Here is a 19,007-nt window from a genome sequence, read left to right as displayed (position 1 = left end):
GCCCAACCCGCTCCCGTCAGGGCCACCCGACCCACCCGGCCGTCACCCAGGGCCGCCACCAACGACGGCCGAGCCCGCCAGACCGCCCTCCCCCACCCGGCCGTCGCCCAGGGCCGCCACCAACGACGGCCGAGCCCGCCAGGCCACCCAGCTCCCCGGGCTACCGCACGCTCAGGCCGGCAAGGCACGCCGTGGACTACGGCAGCCCAACCCGGCCGTAGTCCACGGCTCCCCACGACCTGCAAAACCGCCACCGACAACGGCTGGGCGATTCGGGCCGTCCGCTACGGCTCGTCGGAGACCGCAAAACTGCAGCCGACGACGGCTGGCCGAGGCGAGCCGTGGGCTACGGCTCATTTCGGTAGGCAATAGCGCCATGAACGACGGCCCGGGTCGAGGAGCCGTCGCCGGCGGCTGCCACGGACTCGGGAATCGCCTTACACTACGGCTGGGGAGCACTCGAGACTCGAAGAAGACGCCGGGACCGGTCGAGCATCAGAAACAGACGGATCTTTCTGCATAAAAGGTGCCTCGTCTGAACACGAACACCTGACCGACCGTTGAACGTGCCTGACTGACGGCCGGGCACACCTCTCTGACGGCCGGGCAACACCTGCCTAACGGGCGGACACACCTCACCGACGGCCTGACTACAACTGCGGCCGCAACCGCGACTGCGACTGCGACTGCGACTGCGACTGCGACTGCGACGAGGGTGCAGGTCAGATCAGGGATGTGCCGGGCGTCGATGGTGATCGAGAGCGGACAGGGCAGCCATCACCATCCGAACCGTCGGCTCGGGGCGGCGAAGCACGTCGTCAGCTGTACAGCGCAGAATCATCCAACCGGCTAGCCGTAGGGCGTTCAACCGTTCCACATCGCGACGGAACTGGGCCGGCTCACGGTGGTGGTCGCCGTCGTATTCCAGGGCGAGCCGCCACTCGGGCCAGGCCAGGTCGACTCGGCCGATGGGACGGCCCGACAGGTCGCGCACCTCGAACTGGGTCACGGGCCGTGGCACGCCGCCGTCGATGAGCAGCAGCCGGAGCCGGCTCTCCATCGGCGATTCGGCTCCGGGGTCGGCCAGTGTCAGTATGGTGCGCAGCCGGTCGGTTCCGGGCCAGTTCTCCCGGCCTCGGATCAGCCGGCTCAGTGATTCCGGAGCCAAGATGTGACGGTGCAGCATGGCGTCCAGTACGGCCACCGCGTCGTCCCGCCCGGCCCGGCGTCCAAGGTCGAAGACGGTACGTTCCGGTGTCGTCAACGGGAGTCCCGGCCCGGACGTGACGAGACCCGCGGGGCCCCGGGCGGTGTGGACGACGCCGTCCGTGCCCGGCGCCGCGCGAACGAGGTCCGCCGGGCCTGAGGTCGTACGGACGATGTCTGCCGGGCCCAGGGTCGTGTGGTGGATGCGGAGCCGCGGGTCGGCCCGCATCTTCCGATCGCGGGGGATGACGAGGGATACCGGATCGGACGGCGGGCGGGTGCCGGCTCCCCACAGATGCGCGGCGCTCAGTGCGCCGACCGCGCTTCCGGCCGGCGCCACCAGCAGCGCCGCCGTGCACCAGTCGCGATGTGTCAGAGCGGTGGCACGGCAGGCGTACACGTCGGGGAAGAGCCGGACCCACCGCCCGCCGCGCAGCGCGCCCCGGGAGATCAGACCCGCGGTGACCGCGTCCGAGCCCCGGAACGGGCCGGTGGGGAGACCTGTGGGGAGACCCGCGGGGAGGCCGGTGGGCAGATCGGGCTGAGGCATGCCGCCACGGTGTCGCTATGCCGAGGCCGCCGCCGAGGAGACTGTGGACGACGCGGCATTGTGGAACCAGCCGTCGTGCAGGACCGGAACGGCGGTCGTGGCGTCGAGCTGGGCGGCGATGGTCACGTCGGCGGTGAAGCCCTTCGTGGTCAGTTCGCGGCCCGAGGCGGATGCGGCGAGTGCGGTGCCGAGCGTGTCGGCGACGGCACAATACGCCGCGACGGCGACACCGGCCTCCGGGGAGAGGCCGTCCGGGGGCAGGGCGTTGAGGAAGGCCCCGGCGCCCCACAGGTCTTCGATGGCCGGGCGCAGGGAGCCGTCGGGCCAGCGTTCGCCGGCGGCGACGACCGCGATCGGGCGTCCCGCGGCCTGGGCCCGCACCCAGACGGCGGCCGCGGTGGCGTTGCGCAGGCTGACGCCGACGACCGTGGCGCCCGATTCGGCGAGCAGGGCGGAGACGGTCGAGCCGTTCGGGGACGGCAGGACGAGCCGGTGCACGGTGCGGCGGGACGCCACCTGGGGGATCGTCGGCGGGGACAGGCTGATGTCGTCCGGGCCGGCCTGGCTGCGGCCGACGGCCAGGTCCGCGTCGTGGGCGGCGGCGGTGGTGGCCGCGGTGGCGTCGCGCCAGCGGTACGGCAGGACGGCGATGTCGTGTTCCGCCGCCACGGTCAGTGCCGTGGTGAACGAGAGCACGTCGATCACCGCGACGTAGGCGGCGCCGGATGCGACGGCGGCGGCCCCGGTCGGCCCCCACTCGAATCGTGTCAGGTGTTCGGTCTGCCGGAAGCAGGGATCCGTCATCGGAACTCCCTCGTCACCGTGATCGTCCCGACGATGTGGTCGTTGAAGGTCTCCAGTTCCTCGGCGGGCACCCACAGCTCCAGGATCGTGTCGCCGCCGGCCTGCCGCACCGGGTACCGCGCGGCGAACGCGGCGTCCACCTCGAACCGTGTCACGTATCCCACGCCGGACGCGGGCACGTTCCAGTCCCGGGCGATCATGATCGCGTACTCCTCGTTGAGCACCGGGTAGAAGATCGGCTGGTCCGGGAGCCGGGCCGGCCAGCGCCGGAATCCGCTCTCCCGGACCAGGTCGAGTTCCTCCGGGCCGGTCGGCCGCCAGAGCGTCATCGTCGTGGTCATCGGACGAGTCTGGCGGAGCGGACGACCACGATCAAAGGCGTTTCAGAAGTACGTGTCGAGCACGTCCACCACCCGATGATCGTTGTCGACGACCGGGATGTGCCGCCATTTGTCGAACGCCGTACACGGGTGGGAGATCCCGAACCGGATCAGGTCGCCCGGCGTCACCGAAGCGTCCGGGTCGGCCAGGTAGGTGTGGTGGTCGTTGAGTTTCACCACCTGCAGTCCGCCGGCCGGGGAGGTCGTGTCGCCCCGCCGGATCTCGATCGGCACGGGGAGCCCTTCGTCGATGGGTGCGTCCCGTTTGCCCATGCCGGCGATGGCCAGGCCCGGTTCGGGGGTGGACTGCACCTGCGCCCAGATCTCCAGGGCCGGGGCGAGTCCGCCGTCGATCCGGTTGAACGGGGTGTGTTCCCGGTAGAACCCGTCGTCGTGGGTGATCGATGCGCCGCTGCGAAGTATCAGCTGACAGTCGTCGAGAGCGGCGAACCGTTCGACGACCCGGTCGAACCACGCGCTGCCGCCCGCCGACACGATGGGCCGGTCCGGCAGGAGTCCGGCGGCCCGCAGCTGCCGCACCCCGTCGACCATCGTCGCGACGAACCGGTCCACGTCGTCCACCGTGGAGAGTTGACCTTCGTAGCCGGTCACGCCGGCGAGGGTGAGCCCGGGCGCCGCGGCGACCGCCTGCGCCACCTCGGACAGCGCGGGCAGTGACCGGATTCCGGTACGCCCGTTCGCATGCCCCAGCTCGACCAGGATCCGTAGTGGCCCGCCGGTCGCCGCGGCCGCCGCCACCCCTTCGAGCGAGTCGACCTGGAAGTAGACCTCCCAGCCGGCCGCCGACGCCGTGGCCAGCCAGCCGAGGGCTGTCGGGTCCAGGATCTGATTGGCGATCAGCACCCGCGGGATGCCCAGTTTGTGCAGTACCAGTGCCTGGTTGGGGGTGGCCACCGTCAGGCCCCACGCGCCCGCCGCCATCTGCGCGTCCAGCAGCCCGGGCGCCATCGTCGTCTTGGCGTGCGGCGCGAAGTCAAGTCCGTGCCGGGCGCAGTACGCCGCCATGGTCGCGATGTTCGCCCGCACCGCGTCCCCGCGGACCACCATCAGCGGCCAGGTGAAGTCGCCGTCGAAGATGCTCGGTTGCCGCGACGGGTCCCAGGTCCCGTCCGGGAGCCAGAAACCCTTGCTGCGCCAGTCGATCGTCACGCGGATCCTCCTATAGAAAGAGTGGATGCTTTCCACGACCATCGATGAGCTCATGACGGAGTGGGACCTGGAACCGGCCGGGGACCTGCCGTTGAGTATCAACTGGGTGGGCCGGGTGCGTCGGGCGGACGGTTCCGGCGCGGTGCTCAAGCTGGCCGTTCCGGGCGGCGGCCACCTCAACGACGAGGCGACCGCGTTGGAGTTCTTCGACGGCCGGGGTGCGGTGCGGGTGCTGGCCCGGGACCGTGAGCGCAACGCGCTGCTGCTCGATGAGGCCCGCCCGGGCAATCAACTTCGCGATGTGGTGCCGGCGAAGGACGAGGACGCCACGGCCGCGCTGATCACGGTGATGCGCGGGCTGCACCGTCCGGCCCCGGACGGCATCGCGCTGCCCGAGCTGTCCGACCGGGCCGCGAAGTTCACCGCGTGCCCGCCGCGACTGCCCCGCCGTCTGGTGGAGCGGGCCGGCCGGCTGTGGACGCAGTTGTGCGCGTCGGCGACCGAACGCGTCGTCCTGCACGGCGACCTGCACCACGACAACGTCCTGGCCGCGGAGTCCGGCTGGCTGGCGATCGACCCGCACGGCGTGGTCGGCGATCCCGGTTACGAGGTGGGCGCGATGCTCTACAACCCGTTCGGGTCGCTCGCCGACGACACCGTGCTGGACCTGGTGCCGGCCCGGATCGAGCAGCTCGCCGACGGTCTGGGCATGCCGGCCGAGCGCGTCGCCGCCTGGGGGTTCGTGCAGGCGGTGCTCTCCGAGATCTGGACCCTCGAGGACGGCGGCGTGGTGACCGGCCGCCCACTGCTGCTGGCGGAGCGGCTGCTGCCGCACCTTCCCTGAGGGCCCGGCGGTCATCGCAGCTCGGCGGTCATCTCACGCAGTTCGGCGAGACGATCTTCGAGGGTACGGGGATGGCCCGGAGCACCGTCGCGGCCGTCCGCGGGCCGGGGTCCGCTGAGGGGCCGGTAGTTGACCCCGAGCTTGTCGAGGCGTCCGAGGTGTTCGGTGAGTCGTGCGGAGAATTCGGCGAAGTCGCGGTCGGCCGGTCCCCACACCACTTCGGCGAACGCGCACAGCCGCGGGAACGCCATGTATTCGACGCGCCGCAGCGACTCCATGTGCTCGGTCCAGAGGTTGGCCTGGGCGCCGCGCACGAGTGGTGACGACGGCGGCTCGTAGGAGTAGACGTCCTCGAGCGTCAGCAGGGTGCCGACCGGTGTGGGTTCGCCGGGGTCGTCGGACTGCCGGTAGTCCAGGTAGAGCTTGACGTCGGGACAGCACACCACCTGGTGGCCCGCGGCGATGGCGACCTCGGCGGGTTCCTCACCGCGCCAGGCGGCGATCACGGCGCCCTCCGGTGCTCCGCCGGCCAGGATCTCGTCCCAGCCGTAGATCCGGCGTCCCCGCCCGGCCAGGTGTTCGGCCATCCGCGCGGTGAAGGCGGTCTGCAGTTCCCGGCCGCCGGGCCACTCGTCGGTGGGGCACTCGTCGCCGCCGATGCCGATCAGCTTGGACGGAAAGACGTCGCAGACGTGGTCCAGGACCTGGCGGCAGAAGTCCAGCGTCTCCTGGGAGAGGTTGAGAACGTGCGGCGAGATGCCCCAGCTGGTGCGGACCGGGCCGTCGAAGCCGTTGCCCAGTTCCGGGTACGCCGCGATCGCCGCCTGCATGTGGCCGGGCATGTCCACCTCGGGCACCACGGTCACGTGCCGTTCCGCCGCGTACGCGACGATCTCCCGCAGTTCGGCGGTGGTGTAGAAACCGCCGTGCGGGGTCCCGTCGTGGATCCCGTGCTGCCGGGAACCGAGCATCGACTCGGTGCGCCAGGCCCCGACCGACGTGAGGCGCGGCCATCCCGGCACCTCGATCCGCCAGCCCTGGTCGTCGGTCAGGTGCAGGTGCAGCACGTTGAGCTTGTGGAAGGCCATCAGGTCGACGAACCGCAGCACGTCGGCCACCGGCATGAAGTGCCGGGCCACGTCGAGGAGCACGCCCCGCCAGCCGAAGCGGGGCTGGTCGGAGATCCGGCCGCACGGCACGTCCGGTCCGAGCTGATCCAGCGTCTGCCGGCCGTAGAAGATGCCGGCCTCGCTGCCGCCGCGGATGAAGATGCCGGACTCGGTGCAGTAGAGCACGTACCCCTCGGGTGGGAGCGACGTGTCGATGCTGGTCTCGATCGGTCCGGGGGCGGCTGTACCGGGCAGCGCCCGTACATTCAAAGGTTTAGGTATCAATCTTTTACCGCTCCTCCCAGGCCGGCCACCAGGCGGCGGCGCACGATCAGGAAGAAGATCATGACAGGCAGCGTCATCAGGGTGGACGCGGCCATGATCGCGCCCCAGTCGTTCTCGTCGGGCTTGAAGAAGACGAGCAACGCCATCGGCAGGGTCTGGTTGTCGGCCGCGCTGATGATGAACGTCCGGGCGAACAGGAAGTCGTTCCACGCGTGGATGAAGGAGAACACGCTGACCGCGGCGAGACCGGGCGCCACCAGCGGGAACAGGATCCGCCACAGCACGGTGAAACGGCCCGCGCCGTCGAGTTGCGCGGCCTCGTCGAGTTCGTCGGGGATCGCCTGGACGAAGCCGCGCAGCATCCAGATCGCGAACGGCAGCGTGAACGCGGTGTGCACCAGCATCAGCGAGCCGAGCGTGTTCAGTCCGATCCCGGGCACGACCGTGCCGACGTCGCGGACCAGGAAGAACAGCGGGATGGTCAGCGCCTCGATCGGCACCATCTGCGCGATCAGGAAGGTCACCAGCAGGGTGGTGCGGAACCGGAACTTGAAGCGGGTCAGCGCGACCGCGGCCAGGAACGCGATCAGCCCGGAGATCAGCACCACGACCAGGGCCACCAGGAGGCTGTTGAGCAGGTACCGCCCGAAGTCGTTGACCGCCAGGACACGGCGGAACGCATCCAGCGAGGGCGCGAGCGTCCACGGCTTCTGGTCCAGCGACTGGATCTCGCCGGCCGGTTTCACCGCGGACAGCACCATCCAGTAGATCGGGAAGACGGTGATCAGCGCGATCAGCACCGCCACCGCGTCGAGCATCCGGCGTCCGGCTCTCATAGGGTCTCTCCCGAGCGGCGCAGGGTCCGCAGATAGAGCAGCGTGACGGCGAGCAGGATCAGCATCATCACCACGCCGATGGCAGCACCCCGGCCGTACTCGCTGGAGGCGAAGGCCTGCTGGTACGCGTACACGTTGAGGGTCATGTTCTGGCCGGCCAGGCCGCCGCCGCGGGTCATCACGTAGATCTGGGTGAAGACCTTGAAGTCCCAGATGATCGACTGGATCACCACGATGGCCAGCACCGGCCGCAGGATCGGCACCATGATCTGCCAGAACGCGCGCCACGCGTTCGCGCCGTCCAGGGCGGCCGCCTCCAGCACGGACTTCGGGATGGCCTCGATGCCGGCGTAGAGCGTGACCATGACGAACGGGAACGACGCCCACACCACCACCGCCCCGACCAGGGCGAACGCGGTGTACCTGTCGTACATCCAGTTGAAGCCCTCGATGCCGAGCAGCTGGTTGACGTAACCCAGGTCGGTGTCGAAGAGGAACATCCAGGTGGTCGACCCGGAGACCGCGGGCACCGCCCAGGCGGCCATCGCGGCCAGCGACAGCAGCAGTCGCGGGATCCGGCTGATCCGGGTCAGCAGGACGGCCAGGCCGGCGCCGACCGCGAGGGTGGCGAGCACGCACGCCGCGGCGAACAGCACCGTGGCCAGCAGCACGTCCCAGAACCGCGGATCGGTGAACAGCCGGGTGTAGTTGTCCGCGCCGACGAACCGGGTCGGCTGCCCACCGCTGACCTGCGCCTGGGTGAAGTCGAGCACCGAGAGCAGGCCGAGCTGGTACATCGGGTAGAGGAAGAGACCTCCGAGCACCACCGCGGCCGGCAGCAGCAGCCACAGTGGTGCCCGTGTGCGGACGCGAGTCACTTGGTGAGGGCCTCGTCGATCAGCTTGGCGGCCTCACCGGTGGCCTCGTCCACGCTCGCCTTGCCCGTCGCCACCTTCTCGATCATGGTGGGCAGCACCGCGGAGGCGTCGACCTTGCCCCAGCCCGGGTTCAGCGGGACGAACTTCGTACCGGCGGTGATGGTGTCGAGGAACGGCTTGACGAAGGCGTCCTTGGCGGCGACCTCGTCACTGGCCGACTTGAGGGTCGGCAGGTTGCCCATCGCGTCGTACATCTTCGCCTGGTACTTCTTGCCGGCCAGCAGGGTGAGGAAATCGGCGGCGAGGGCCGGGCGCTGGGCGTTCTTCATGACGCCGAGGTTGTTCCCACCGGCGAACGCGGGGGCCACCGAGCCGGCGGTGACACCGGGCAGCGGGACGACGGCGTACTTGCCCTTGGCCACGCCGGCGTCGACGGCGGCCCGGTTGAAGTTGCCGAGGATGCCCATCCCGGCCTTGCCACTGGCGAACAGGTCGACGGTCTTGCCGCCGGTCAGGTCGGCGCAGTTCTGCGGCGGGCAGTTGTCCTCGGCGATCAGGTCGGTGTAGCTCTTCAGACCGGTCTTCGACGCCGCCGAGTCGATCTCGGTCAACTCACCGCCGTTGGCCCAGACGAAGGGCATCGCGCCGTACGTGTACTTGCCGCCGACTGCGATGCCGTACATGTCCGGTTTTTTCGATCGAATAGTGCGGGCCGTGGTGGTCAGCTCGGCCAGTGTGGTGGGAGCAGTCAATCCCAGTGAGGTGAACACGTCGGTGCGGTAGTAGAGGGCGCGGACGCCGACGTACCACGGGACGCCGAGCAGGGTGCCCTCGTAGGTGGCGCTCGCCTTGGCGTCGGCGCTGAGGTCGGCGCCCTCGGACCAGCCGGAGACGACGGTCCCCAGGTCGGCCAGGCCACCGGCGGCGGCGTACTCGGGCAGGTCGGTGTTGCCGTACTCGACCACGTCCGGGGCACTGGCCGGGTCGTTGAAGGCGCCCTTGAACCGCTCGCTGCGGGTCTCCACCGCGATGTACTGGACGTCGACGCTCGTATCCGGGTGCGCGGCGGTGAACTCGGCGACCGCCTCCTTGACGACCGCCTCCTTGGGCGCGCGGTTCGGCTCGTCGAAGAGCCACACCTTGAGGGCGCCGGTGCGGGGGCCGCCGTCGGTGGCGGTCGCGGCGGGGGTGGAGGTGGAGGGGGCGCAGGCAGTCATCGTGAGGGCGAGGGCGGAGGCCACCGCGAGGCGTAGTCTCATCAACACTCCAGACGAACCAGGTTCGTTAATAGTTCGTTTCAGTGCGCAACAGCCTGCGGGTCTCATCGCTGGTCGTCAACCCTCTGTTTCCGCTTTTAACCGTGGAAACACGATGGTGACTTGACCGCGCCCGGCAGGTTGCAGCACGCTACGACGACTATTACGAACTACTTGAGAACCCCGGGGGCGAGATGATCGGACTGGTCGTGCACGCCGCACACCGGCAGCGGTTCGCCGACGCCGCGAGCACGCTCACCGGCGTCACCCTCGCCTGGGCGGTCTACGAGCACGAGGACGAGATCCGCGACCGGGTCGCCGGACTGCTCCGCGGCCACCGCCTCGACGGGCTGCTCCTCGGGCTCGTCCCGTACGCCCGGGCCCGCGACCTGATCCCCGCCGACCTGCCGGTGACCGTCACCCGTTCCGCCGCCCTCGACCTGGCCCTGGCCTGGGCACGCGCCCGCGGCAACGGCTGGCCGGCCACCCCGGTCAGCATCGACACCTTCGCCGGCGAGACGATCGACGAGGTCGCCACCGCGCTCGACCTGGACCGCACCGCCATCGCCGCGCTGCCGTTCGAACCGGGCCAGCCGGTCGCCGACGTCGCCGCCTTCCACCGCGAGCAACTGGCCCGCACCGGCGCGTCCTACGTGATCAGCGTCCGGATGGGCGTCGCCGCCGCCCTCGACGGGCAGACCGCCGTGCTGCACGCCCTCGCCACCCCCGGCACGATCCGCGCCGACCTGAACGAGCTGGCACTGCGCGTCCACACCAAACGCGCCGACGGGCAGCGCTTCGCCGCCGGGCTCTTCCGCACCGAGAAGATGAACGGCCTGCGCCAGCTGCTGCTCAACACCCCCGAGTTCGCCGACGCCTGGATCGACCAGCACGGCGCCCGCGGCGTGCTGGTGTTCGCCCCGGTCTCGCTCTTCGAGACGGTCACCCACCAATGGGTCGGCCTGCCCGTGCTCGCCGAGGCCCGCGACACCCTCGGCGTACGGACCGTGGCCGGCTTCGGCATCGGCGCGTCCGCCCGGCTCAGCGTCACCCTCGCCGAACGGGCCGCCGCCCGCGCCGAACAGGACACCGACCCGGGCGCCTACCTGTTCACCGGCGACGGCATGACGATCGGCCCGATGGGGGCGACCGCCGCGCCGCTGACCTACACCTACCGCGAACACGGTGACATCGAGGACCTGGCCGCCCGGGCCGGGCTCAGCGCGGCCACCCTGTCCCGCCTGGCCGCGATCGAACGCGGACTCGACGGCCGGCCGCTCTCCCCCAGCGAACTGGCCCGCGCCCTGGGCATCACCGACCCCAGCGGCCGCCGGCTGATCCGCAAACTCACCACCGCCGGACTGGTCAGCGAGTCCGGCAGCGCCCAGGAACACCGCAAGGGCCGGCCCACCCGCCTCTACCGGCTGTCGATCACGGCCGATCCCCAGGACCGCCGATGACCTGGGATCTTCTTCTCACCGGCGGTGATCCGCACGACATCGCGGTGCACAACGGGCGCATCGCCGCAGTAGGGTCCGACCTGCCCCGCGACGCCCGCCAGGTGCTCGACGTCTCCGGACGCCTGATCACTCCCGGACTGATCGATCTGCACACCCACGTCGGCCCGGGCTACTGGGGGATCGACCCGGACCCCGTCGCGTGGTACTCCGGCGTCACCACCTGGGTGGACGCCGGTTCGGCGGGCGCGTACACGGCAGCCGGACTGCGCCGCGTGGTGGCGGCGGCGACGGTCCGGGTGCGCGCCCTGCTGAACATCTCCGCCGTCGGCCTGGCCGGGCGCACCGGCGAGAGCCGCGACCTGGCCAACTGCGACGTGCCCCTGGCCGTCGACACGATCCAGGCGAACCGCGACCTCTTCCACGGGATCAAGGTGCGGATCGACCGGGAGACCGTCGGCGACAACGGGGTCGAGCCGCTACGCCGCGGACTGGCCGCCGCCGCCGCCTGCGACGTGCCCGTCATGGTGCACATCGGCACCGCGCCGCCGTCCCTCGACGAGGTGCTCGACCTGCTCCGGCCCGGCGACATCGTCACCCACTGCGCCAGCGGGATCGCCGCACCGCTCGGCCGCGCGGTCCGCGAGGCGGCCGCCCGCGGCGTACTCCTCGACCTGGGACACGGCTCCGGCGGCTTCGCCTTCGACGTGCTGGAACGCCAACTGGACGCGGGGCTTCACCCGTACACGATCTCCACCGATCTGCACGCCCGCAGCCTGCACGGACCGGTCTTCGACCTGCCCACCACAATGGCCAAACTGCTCGCCTGCGGCGTCGCCCTCCCCGACGTGCTCGCCGCCGCGACCACCCATCCGGCCCGCGCGCTGGGCCTGCCCGGCGGTTCCCTCACGGTGGGCGACCCCGCCGACTTCGCGATCTTCCGGGTACGCGCGGAGCCCACCCCCGTGGCCGACGCCCACCGCCAGATCCGTGTCTCCCCGGTCCGCCTGGTCAACGAGGCGACCTACGTGGACGGGCGTCCCCTGCCGCCGCGGCTGCCCGCCCCGCCCGCGCCGTGGATCCCGCTCACCGACACCCAGCGTGCCGCCCTGGACCGCCGGGCCCGCGACATCCGTGCCCTGCTCTCCACGCCGCTCGTCGACGTGGACGGCCTGGCCGAACAGTTCCCCCGCAACTCCCTCCACCACTCCCTTCGCAACGACCAGGAGTCTTGACATGCCGAAACGCGCCATCACCACCGACACCGCGGCCCCGGCCGGCGGCCCGTACTCGCACGCCGTCGTCGCCGGCGACACGATCTACCTGGCCGGCGCCATCCCGGCCCTGCCCGACGGCACCCGCGTCACCGGCACCTTCGCCGAGCAGGCGCACGCCGCCTTCAAGAACCTGGCCGCGGTCGCCGAGGCGGCCGGCTCCAGCCTGGACGACGCCGTGAAGATCGGCGTCTACCTGCGCGACTTCGCCGACTTCCCGGAGATGAACAAGATCTACGCCGAGTACATCACCGGCACCGACCTGCCGGTCCGCACCACGATCCCGGTCGCCCTGGTCGGCTTCGACATCGAGATCGACGCGGTCCTCTACACCGGCCCCTGACCGACCGCGGCCGACGGCCGAGCCGACCTGGACACCCTTCGTGGCCAGGGTGCGAAGCCCATCCGCGTGGCGACTTCGGGCGCGCTGGCCACCCGAATTCACCACGCTCGCAGGGGTGTGGTGTTTTCGGGCGCGCTGGACGCCCAAAGTCCCCACGCTCGCGGGGGTGTGGTGAGTTCGGGTGGTCAGCGCGCCCGAACTCACCACGCAGACCCTGACTGCGAAGGTGTCTAGCCGTTCACCACGGCTACCCGGACGACGAAACTCAGCCGCCGACAACGGCTCGGCCCGCCCAGCCGTCGTTGGCGGTCGACGCCAGCACCAGAACCGACCATCACCGACGGCTGGACGCCCTGAGCCGTTGCTGACGGCTGAGTTTGATCTCCGAAACAGCCGTGGCCGACGGCTCACCCAATCCAGCCGTCGGCCACGGCTCATCCACGAAGCAAAAACAGCCGTCAGCGACGGCCGCGGCCCCCGACCGTCGTTGACGGCTGAAAACTGCCTCCGAAACAGCCATAGGGGACGGCTCGTGCCCGGGCTGCGGGCTGCGGGCTGCGGGCTGCGGGCTGCGGGCTACGGGCTACGGGCTACGGCGGCCACGGGCTACGGCGACCACGGGCTGCGGGCTGCGGGCTGCGGGCTGCGGGCTGCGGGCTGCGGGCTGCGGGCTGCGGGCTGCGGGCTGCGGGCACTGAAGAGCGTCGATAGTGGCTACCGTGGCAGGCATGCCCTCTGCTGGAGAGACGCTCGGTGGGCGCTACCACCTCGACGACCGGATCGCCTCCGGCGGCATGGGCGAGGTGTGGCGGGCCACCGACACCGTGCTGGGGCGGTCGGTCGCGGTGAAGACACTGCTCGCGAGGCATGCGGGCGAGGAACGGTTCCGGAGCCGGTTCGAGCATGAGGCCCGCGTGATGGCCTCGCTGCGGCATCAGGGTATCGCGCCCGTCTACGACTACGGGACCACCGACGACGGCGCCTACCTGGTGATGGCGCATGTGGACGGGGAGCCGCTGGACCGCCGGCTGGACCGGGTCGGACGGCTGGAGCCGGTGGAGACGATGGCGGTGGTGGCGCAGGCGGCGCGGGCGCTCGCCGTCGCGCACCGGGCCGGGATCGTGCACCGCGACGTCAAGCCGGGCAACCTGATCGTGGAACCGGACGGGACCGTGGTACTCGTCGACTTCGGGGTGGCCCGGTCGGCGCGGTCACTCACCCTCACCGGCACGGATCACGTCGTGGGTACGGTCGTCTACATCGCACCGGAGCAGGTGGCGAAGCGGGAGGTCACCCCGGCGGCCGACCTGTATTCGCTGGGCGTGGTGGCGTACCACTGCCTGGCCGGGCAGCCGCCGTTCTTCGGTGACAATCCGGTGGCCATCGCGGTGCAGCACTTCCAGGAGGAGCCGCCACCGCTGCCGGACGATGTGCCCCGGCCGGTGCGGGACGTGGTCATGCGGGCGCTCGCCAAGGAACCCGAACAGCGGTGGCCGTCCGCGGCGGCGATGGCTGAGGCTGCGGCCGTCGCCGGGGCACCTTCGACGGAGGCTTTGCGGGCTTTGCGCGTACCCCCGAAGAAGCGCAACCGGCGCGCTGCGGCCCTGATCGTCGGGGGTGTGATCGTGTTCGCCGGAGGTGGCGCCGGCCTGGTGTTCGCCGACCCGTTCGGGATCATGCCGGGGGTGCTGCCGTCCCCGTCGGCGCCGATGTCGGTGTCCCCCACGCCGTCGCCGACACCACGGCCGTCGCAGAGTTCGGCGACGCCGAGCAGGACCGTGGTCGAACAGGAGAAGACCACCACTCGGAACCGGCCGCGGACCAACCGGCCGCCGGACCCCGGTGACGACGACGAGCCGACGTCACCGTCCGATTCGAGTTCTGAGAGTGAGCCGGACCCGGAACCGGACGACGGCGGTTCCGGATCGGCACCTGATGAGCCCGACGAGCCGGAAGGGTCCGCGGGATAGTCACGGTCTTAAGTGGGTACGTGTCTGCCCATGCCCTTTCCCGGAGAGACGCTCGGCGGCCGTTACCGACTGGACGACCGGATCGCGGCCGGCGGCATGGGTGAGGTCTGGCAGGCGACCGACACCGTGCTGGGCCGGTCCGTGGCGGTGAAGACGCTGCTCACCGACTATGTGGGCAACGAGGGTTTCCGCAACCGGTTCGAGCACGAGGCCCGGGTGATGGCGGCGCTGCGGCATCGCGGGGTGGCGCCGGTGTACGACTACGGCCGCACCGACGACGGCGCCTGGCTGGTGATGGCGCACGTCGACGGCGAGCCGCTCAACCACCGGCTGGCCGAACGCGGCCGCCTCTCCCCGATGGAGACCATGTCGGTGGTGTCGCAGGCCGCGGAGGCGCTGGCCGCCGCCCACGAGGCCGGCATCGTGCACCGCGACGTCAAACCCGGCAACCTGATCATCGAGCCGTCCGGCACGGTGGTGCTCGTCGACTTCGGGGTGGCCCGGTCGGCGCAGTCGGTGACGCTGACCGGGGCACGGGAGGTCGTCGGCACGGCCCTGTACATCGCGCCGGAACAGGTGGCGAAAAGCTCGATCGGCCCCGCCGCGGACCTGTACGCGCTGGGTGCCGTCGCCTACCACTGCCTCGCCGGCCACCCGCCGTTCGAGGGCAACAATCCGCTGATGGTGGCGCTGGCCCACATCGAGGAGGAGCCGCCGCCGCTGCCCGCAGACGTGCCCGATTCGGTTCGTTCCCTGGTCAGCACCGCACTCGCGAAGAACCCGGACGACCGTTTCGCATCGGCGTCGGCGATGGCCGCGGAGGCGGAGACGGCGGCGTCGTCCGGCACGGCCACGGTGATCCCGGTGTCGCCCGGCCGTCCCGGCCCGCTGACCGCCACCCTGGTGGGCCCGGCGCCGGCGGTGGGCGCGGCCCGCGTGCCCGATCCGTCCGGCCCCGCGGCGACCATCGCGCCCACGTCGCCGTTCCCCGCAGCGGATGCGGCCTCGTCGCCCTCGGCAGCCGTTCCCTCGGCAGCCGTTCCCTCGGCAGCCGTTCCCTCGGCTCCCGCTCCCTCAACCTCTCCTTCCCTTTCGCCCTTTCCCTCTCCTTCGCCGGTACGCAACCGGCGCCGGCTCGCCGTCGTCGGGCTGGTGCTGCTCACCCTGATCGGCCTGGGTGCGGTGGTGGCCCTGGCCGATCCGCTCGGCTTCTTCACCGACAAGCCTGCGCCGACGACCCCGTCCGCCCCCGCCGCGGTCCCGTCGAAGGCGGCACCCTCCCCCACCGAGGAGGAGACGGAGGAGTCCGGCACCGAAACCGGCCAGGAACAGACCACCAGGCCGACCGCGAACGACGAGGACACCTCGGAACAGACCGCGGCGACCACCCGGCCCACCACCCGCCCTGCCGAGACGACCGAGCCCACCTCCGCCCCGGAGACGACGACTCCGGAGGAGGAAGAGCCCACCGAGACCACCCCGGCCGACCCCGAGCCGACGACAACCACCGTCGCCCCGGAGCCCACCGGCACGTCGGACGAGACCGCGCCCTGACTTTCGGAGCCGTGACACCGGCCAGCGACGCCGGCCCGGAGACCAGGTCGGAGCCGCCGATGCTCTCGATCTCACCCCAGGCGACAGTGGTCGAACTCCCCAGAGTGCGGACCACCATGCCCTTCGGACCGGCGAGGACCCCCATCATCAGGGAACGGCCCCTCGCATACCCGCCGACAATCGTCATGCCCGCGAAGACGACGTTCCCCACGTTCCACGGGTCCAGAATCCGCTCGTACGTGACTCCAGCACCGAGGGCGGCGAATACACCCGTTCCGAGCGACGCGACGCATCAGTGCAGCCGTTTGTCGCAGCGCGGGGCCGCGTCCAAGGTCAACTTGAGCTGAGTGGCATGGCACGACTGCCGGCCGTCGACCACGGTCGTTTTCGGCTCGCGGACAGACCGCAGCAGACGGCCGAACCGGCCGGAACGCCACTCGACCTCTTCCCGATCTCGGCGACGGCCCCGAGGAGGCCGCGAGTGGCTGACCGGCGCCGACGCACGAGGCGACCGGAGACAGCGACCGGCAGACGGCGACCGGAGATGGCGATCGGAGACGTGATCGCAACCGCAGCAGAATCGACGGCCACATTCATAATCAACTGAGGGAAGGGTCACCGGGCAGGTCGGCGACCCTTCCCTTTTCGGTACGTACCGAACGGCGTCGCCTGCGTGTTCGCCGAAATCCCCGGTACTATCGCGAACTCCGTTCCGATGTCGCCCACCGCACCCCGAAGACAGGACATGTCGGTCACCTACGACAGTGCATCCGAGGTCACGCCGACTCCGGCCGCTCCGAGCCGTGCCGGTTTTCGGGGGGACATCGAGGGGCTGCGGGCCATCGCCGTCGTGCTCGTGGTGGCGGCGCACGTCGGCGTTCCCGGGTTCGCCGGGGGTTATGCCGGGGTCGACGTGTTCTTCGTCGTCTCCGGGTTCCTGATCACCACGTTGCTGCTCAAGGAGCTGGACCGGACCGGGTCGATCTCGCTGGGCGGGTTCTTCGCGCGCCGGATCGTGCGGCTGTTGCCGGCTGCCACGCTGGTGCTGGTGGCGACGCTGGCCGGGGCGTGGCTGTGGCTGCCGCCGACCCGGGTGCCGGAGATCAGCTGGGATGCGGCGTTCGCCGCCTTCTCCGGGATCAACTGGCGTCTGGCGTACGAGGGCGTGCAGTACCTCAACGCCGACGCCGTGCCGTCGCCGTTGCAGCATTACTGGTCGCTCGCGGTCGAGGAGCAGTTCTACCTGCTGTGGCCGTTGTTGATCCTGAGTGTGGCGGTGCTGTTCCGGCGGCGCGGACACCATCCGCGCGTACCGCTGGTCATGATCCTTTCGGTGATCACCGGGGCGTCGCTGGCGATGAGCGGCTCGCTGACCTCCTCGTGGGCCTACTTCGGGACGCACACCCGGGCCTGGGAGCTGGCCGTCGGCGCGCTGGTGGCGCTCTCCGCCGCCTGGCCGACGGTGCTGCCGGCCCGGCTCGCCGCGGTGCTGACCTGGGGTGGCGTGGCGGCGATCGGGCTGGCCGCGGTGCTCTTCGACGAGGACACCCACTTCCCCGGGACGGCGGCGCTGCTGCCGGTGCTGGGCACCGCGGCGGTCATCGCGGTGGGCATCGCCAACCCGGACGACGGCGCCGTCCGGTTCCTGCGCCGGCGACCGTTCCAGATCATCGGGCGGTACTCCTACGGCTGGTATCTGTGGCACTGGCCGCTGCTGATGATCGGCCCGGCGGCGCTGGGCACCACGTCGTCGGTCTGGCTCGGGCTGCTGCTCGCGGTGATCGCTTTCGGTCTGGCAGCGGCGTCGTATCACCTGCTCGAGCACCCGCTGCGGCGGATGGCCAGGTGGCGGGAACGACCGCGGCGCGGGCTGTGGCTCGGCGGCGGGCTGATCGCGGCCAGCACGGTGGCCGCCCTGCTGGCGGGCCTGTTCGCCCCGGCGATAAGCACCGGGGCGGCGACCACCGACGCGGCGAAGGAGCTCGCCGGTTCCCGCGATCAGGAGGCCCAGCTGCGGGCGCTGATCGCCCAGTCGACCTCGCTGAGCGACCTGCCGGCCAACCTGCGTCCCTCGATCACCGAGGCCAAGGCCGACCAACCTGTGGTGTACGCGGACAAGTGTCACCTCGACTACGACGCCACCCAGGTGACCAGCACCTCGGCGTCCTGCGTCTACGGGGTGCGCGACGGCGAGCAGACCATGGTGTTGTTCGGCGACTCGCACGCGGCGCACTGGTTCCCGGCGGTGAACACCATCGCCGGTCAGCGGGGCATGCGGCTGCTGAGCCTGACCAAGAGTGCCTGCCCGGCCGCCGACGCGCCGGTCTGGAACCTGGGGCTGGACCGGCCGTACCCGGAGTGCACCCGCTGGCGGGAGTCGGTCTTCAAGGAGATCGCCCGGGTCAAGCCGGCCGTCGTGATCCTGTCGTCGAACGGTGGCGACGGCGGCGGGCTGCTCGACGCAACCGGCAAGAAGCCGCTGACCGGGACCGACTCCGATCAGCAGTGGGTGGCCGCGTGGACGAAGACATTCGACCGGATCAAGGCGGCTGGGGCCCGGCCGGTGCTGATCCAGGACACGCCGTGGCCGTCCGGTGACGTCCCGGACTGTCTGGCCGGTCACGCCGACCGGGTGGAGACGTGCAGCCGGTCGGTGGCGAAGGCGATCCCGTCGCCGGCCCGCCGGGCGCTGGTCACCGCGGCGGCGAAGGCGCGGGGTGTGACGGTCGTCGACCCGCGTCCGTGGTTCTGCACCGAGACGGTCTGCCCGCCGATCGTCGGCAACGTCATGGTGTGGAAGGACGACAGCCACATGAGCACGGCCTACGCGGCGGTGCTGGCCCCGCTGCTCGCCGCCCGCCTCAAATAGACACGTTTCGGGTGCGAAGCCCGTCCGCGTGGTGACTTCGGGCGCGCTGGACGCCCAAAGTCACCACACCGGTGGGGGTGTGGTGACTACGGGCGCGCTGCACACCCCAAATCACCACACCCGTGGAGGTGTGGTGACTACGGGCGCGCTGCACACCCCAAATCACCACACCCGTGGAGGTGTGGTGACTACGGGCGCGCTGCACGCCCCAAATCACCACAC

Annotated in this window: 15 protein-coding genes; 7 read left to right on the top strand and 8 right to left on the bottom strand. The window is 70.9% G+C overall.

The window, feature by feature from the left end:
- Positions 1-727 precede the first annotated feature (727 nt).
- The 4 genes from WH85_RS36610 to WH85_RS36595 are packed head-to-tail and all read right to left on the bottom strand — an operon-like array spanning position 728 to position 4,110.
- Entirely contained in the window at positions 728-1,756 is a 1,029-nt protein-coding gene (locus WH85_RS36610; RefSeq protein ID WP_045746709.1) for a DUF559 domain-containing protein, read from the bottom strand.
- Positions 1,757-1,771: 15 nt separating this feature from the next.
- Positions 1,772-2,560, bottom strand: a complete 789-nt coding sequence (locus WH85_RS36605; RefSeq protein WP_045746708.1) for a 2-phosphosulfolactate phosphatase — start codon at positions 2,558-2,560, stop codon at positions 1,772-1,774.
- The gene (locus WH85_RS36600) at positions 2,557-2,901 is read right to left on the bottom strand and encodes a hypothetical protein (protein WP_045746707.1); all 345 of its coding nucleotides are present in this window, start codon (positions 2,899-2,901) and stop codon (positions 2,557-2,559) included. The genes WH85_RS36605 and WH85_RS36600 overlap by 4 nt, the downstream gene beginning before the upstream one ends.
- Positions 2,902-2,943: 42 nt before the next feature.
- Positions 2,944-4,110 carry an alanine racemase gene (locus tag WH85_RS36595; protein WP_245674243.1) on the bottom strand — a complete coding sequence of 389 codons (1,167 nt, stop codon included), beginning with the start codon at positions 4,108-4,110 and terminating at the stop codon, positions 2,944-2,946.
- A gap of 25 nt (positions 4,111-4,135) precedes the next feature.
- Here WH85_RS36595 and WH85_RS36590 point away from each other — a divergent pair, with 25 nt between their 5' ends.
- A complete protein-coding gene (locus WH85_RS36590) occupies positions 4,136-4,954 on the top strand; it encodes an aminoglycoside phosphotransferase family protein (RefSeq protein WP_045746713.1) in 819 nt (272 codons plus the stop codon).
- Positions 4,955-4,965: 11 nt separating this feature from the next.
- On the opposite strand, the gene WH85_RS36585 is transcribed toward WH85_RS36590, so the two are convergent.
- The 4 genes from WH85_RS36585 to WH85_RS36570 are packed head-to-tail and all read right to left on the bottom strand — an operon-like array spanning position 4,966 to position 9,321.
- Positions 4,966-6,333: a beta-N-acetylhexosaminidase gene (locus WH85_RS36585; RefSeq protein WP_245674242.1), complete on the bottom strand. Its 1,368-nt coding sequence runs from the start codon at positions 6,331-6,333 to the stop codon at positions 4,966-4,968.
- 11 nt (positions 6,334-6,344) lie between these two features.
- Positions 6,345-7,184: a carbohydrate ABC transporter permease gene (locus WH85_RS36580; protein WP_045746704.1), complete on the bottom strand. Its 840-nt coding sequence runs from the start codon at positions 7,182-7,184 to the stop codon at positions 6,345-6,347.
- Positions 7,181-8,062 carry a carbohydrate ABC transporter permease gene (locus WH85_RS36575; protein ID WP_045746703.1) on the bottom strand — a complete coding sequence of 294 codons (882 nt, stop codon included), beginning with the start codon at positions 8,060-8,062 and terminating at the stop codon, positions 7,181-7,183. The genes WH85_RS36580 and WH85_RS36575 overlap by 4 nt, the downstream gene beginning before the upstream one ends.
- A complete protein-coding gene (locus tag WH85_RS36570) occupies positions 8,059-9,321 on the bottom strand; it encodes an extracellular solute-binding protein (RefSeq protein ID WP_045746702.1) in 1,263 nt (420 codons plus the stop codon). Before WH85_RS36570 ends, WH85_RS36575 begins: the two co-directional genes overlap by 4 nt.
- A 191-nt stretch (positions 9,322-9,512) precedes the next feature.
- Between WH85_RS36570 and WH85_RS36565 the strand changes: the two genes are divergently transcribed.
- The 6 genes from WH85_RS36565 to WH85_RS36540 all read left to right on the top strand — a co-directional run bounded on the left by WH85_RS36565 (position 9,513) and on the right by WH85_RS36540 (position 18,785).
- Positions 9,513-10,778: a helix-turn-helix domain-containing protein gene (locus WH85_RS36565; RefSeq protein ID WP_045746701.1), complete on the top strand. Its 1,266-nt coding sequence runs from the start codon at positions 9,513-9,515 to the stop codon at positions 10,776-10,778.
- Complete coding sequence (locus tag WH85_RS36560; protein WP_045746700.1) at positions 10,775-12,010, top strand: amidohydrolase family protein; 1,236 nt, start codon at positions 10,775-10,777, stop codon at positions 12,008-12,010. Before WH85_RS36565 ends, WH85_RS36560 begins: the two co-directional genes overlap by 4 nt.
- A 1-nt stretch (position 12,011) precedes the next feature.
- Positions 12,012-12,392, top strand: coding sequence for a RidA family protein (locus WH85_RS36555; RefSeq protein WP_045746699.1), 381 nt, complete (start codon positions 12,012-12,014; stop codon positions 12,390-12,392).
- A 728-nt stretch (positions 12,393-13,120) separates the two neighbouring features.
- Complete coding sequence (locus WH85_RS36550) at positions 13,121-14,362, top strand: serine/threonine-protein kinase (protein ID WP_045746698.1); 1,242 nt, start codon at positions 13,121-13,123, stop codon at positions 14,360-14,362.
- A 30-nt stretch (positions 14,363-14,392) separates the two neighbouring features.
- A complete protein-coding gene (locus tag WH85_RS36545; RefSeq protein WP_045746697.1) occupies positions 14,393-15,916 on the top strand; it encodes a serine/threonine-protein kinase in 1,524 nt (507 codons plus the stop codon).
- A gap of 745 nt (positions 15,917-16,661) precedes the next feature.
- Positions 16,662-18,785, top strand: coding sequence for an acyltransferase family protein (locus tag WH85_RS36540; RefSeq protein WP_045746696.1), 2,124 nt, complete (start codon positions 16,662-16,664; stop codon positions 18,783-18,785).
- The last annotated feature ends 222 nt before the right edge of the window (positions 18,786-19,007 follow it).

Origin of the sequence: Actinoplanes rectilineatus, assembly GCF_000962825.1 — a bacterium.
In the GTDB taxonomy this organism is placed as follows: Bacteria; Actinomycetota; Actinomycetes; order Mycobacteriales; family Micromonosporaceae; genus Actinoplanes; species Actinoplanes rectilineatus.
The sequence above is the reverse complement of the archived record's forward strand: the minus strand, read 5'-3'. Positions and strand labels throughout refer to the sequence as shown.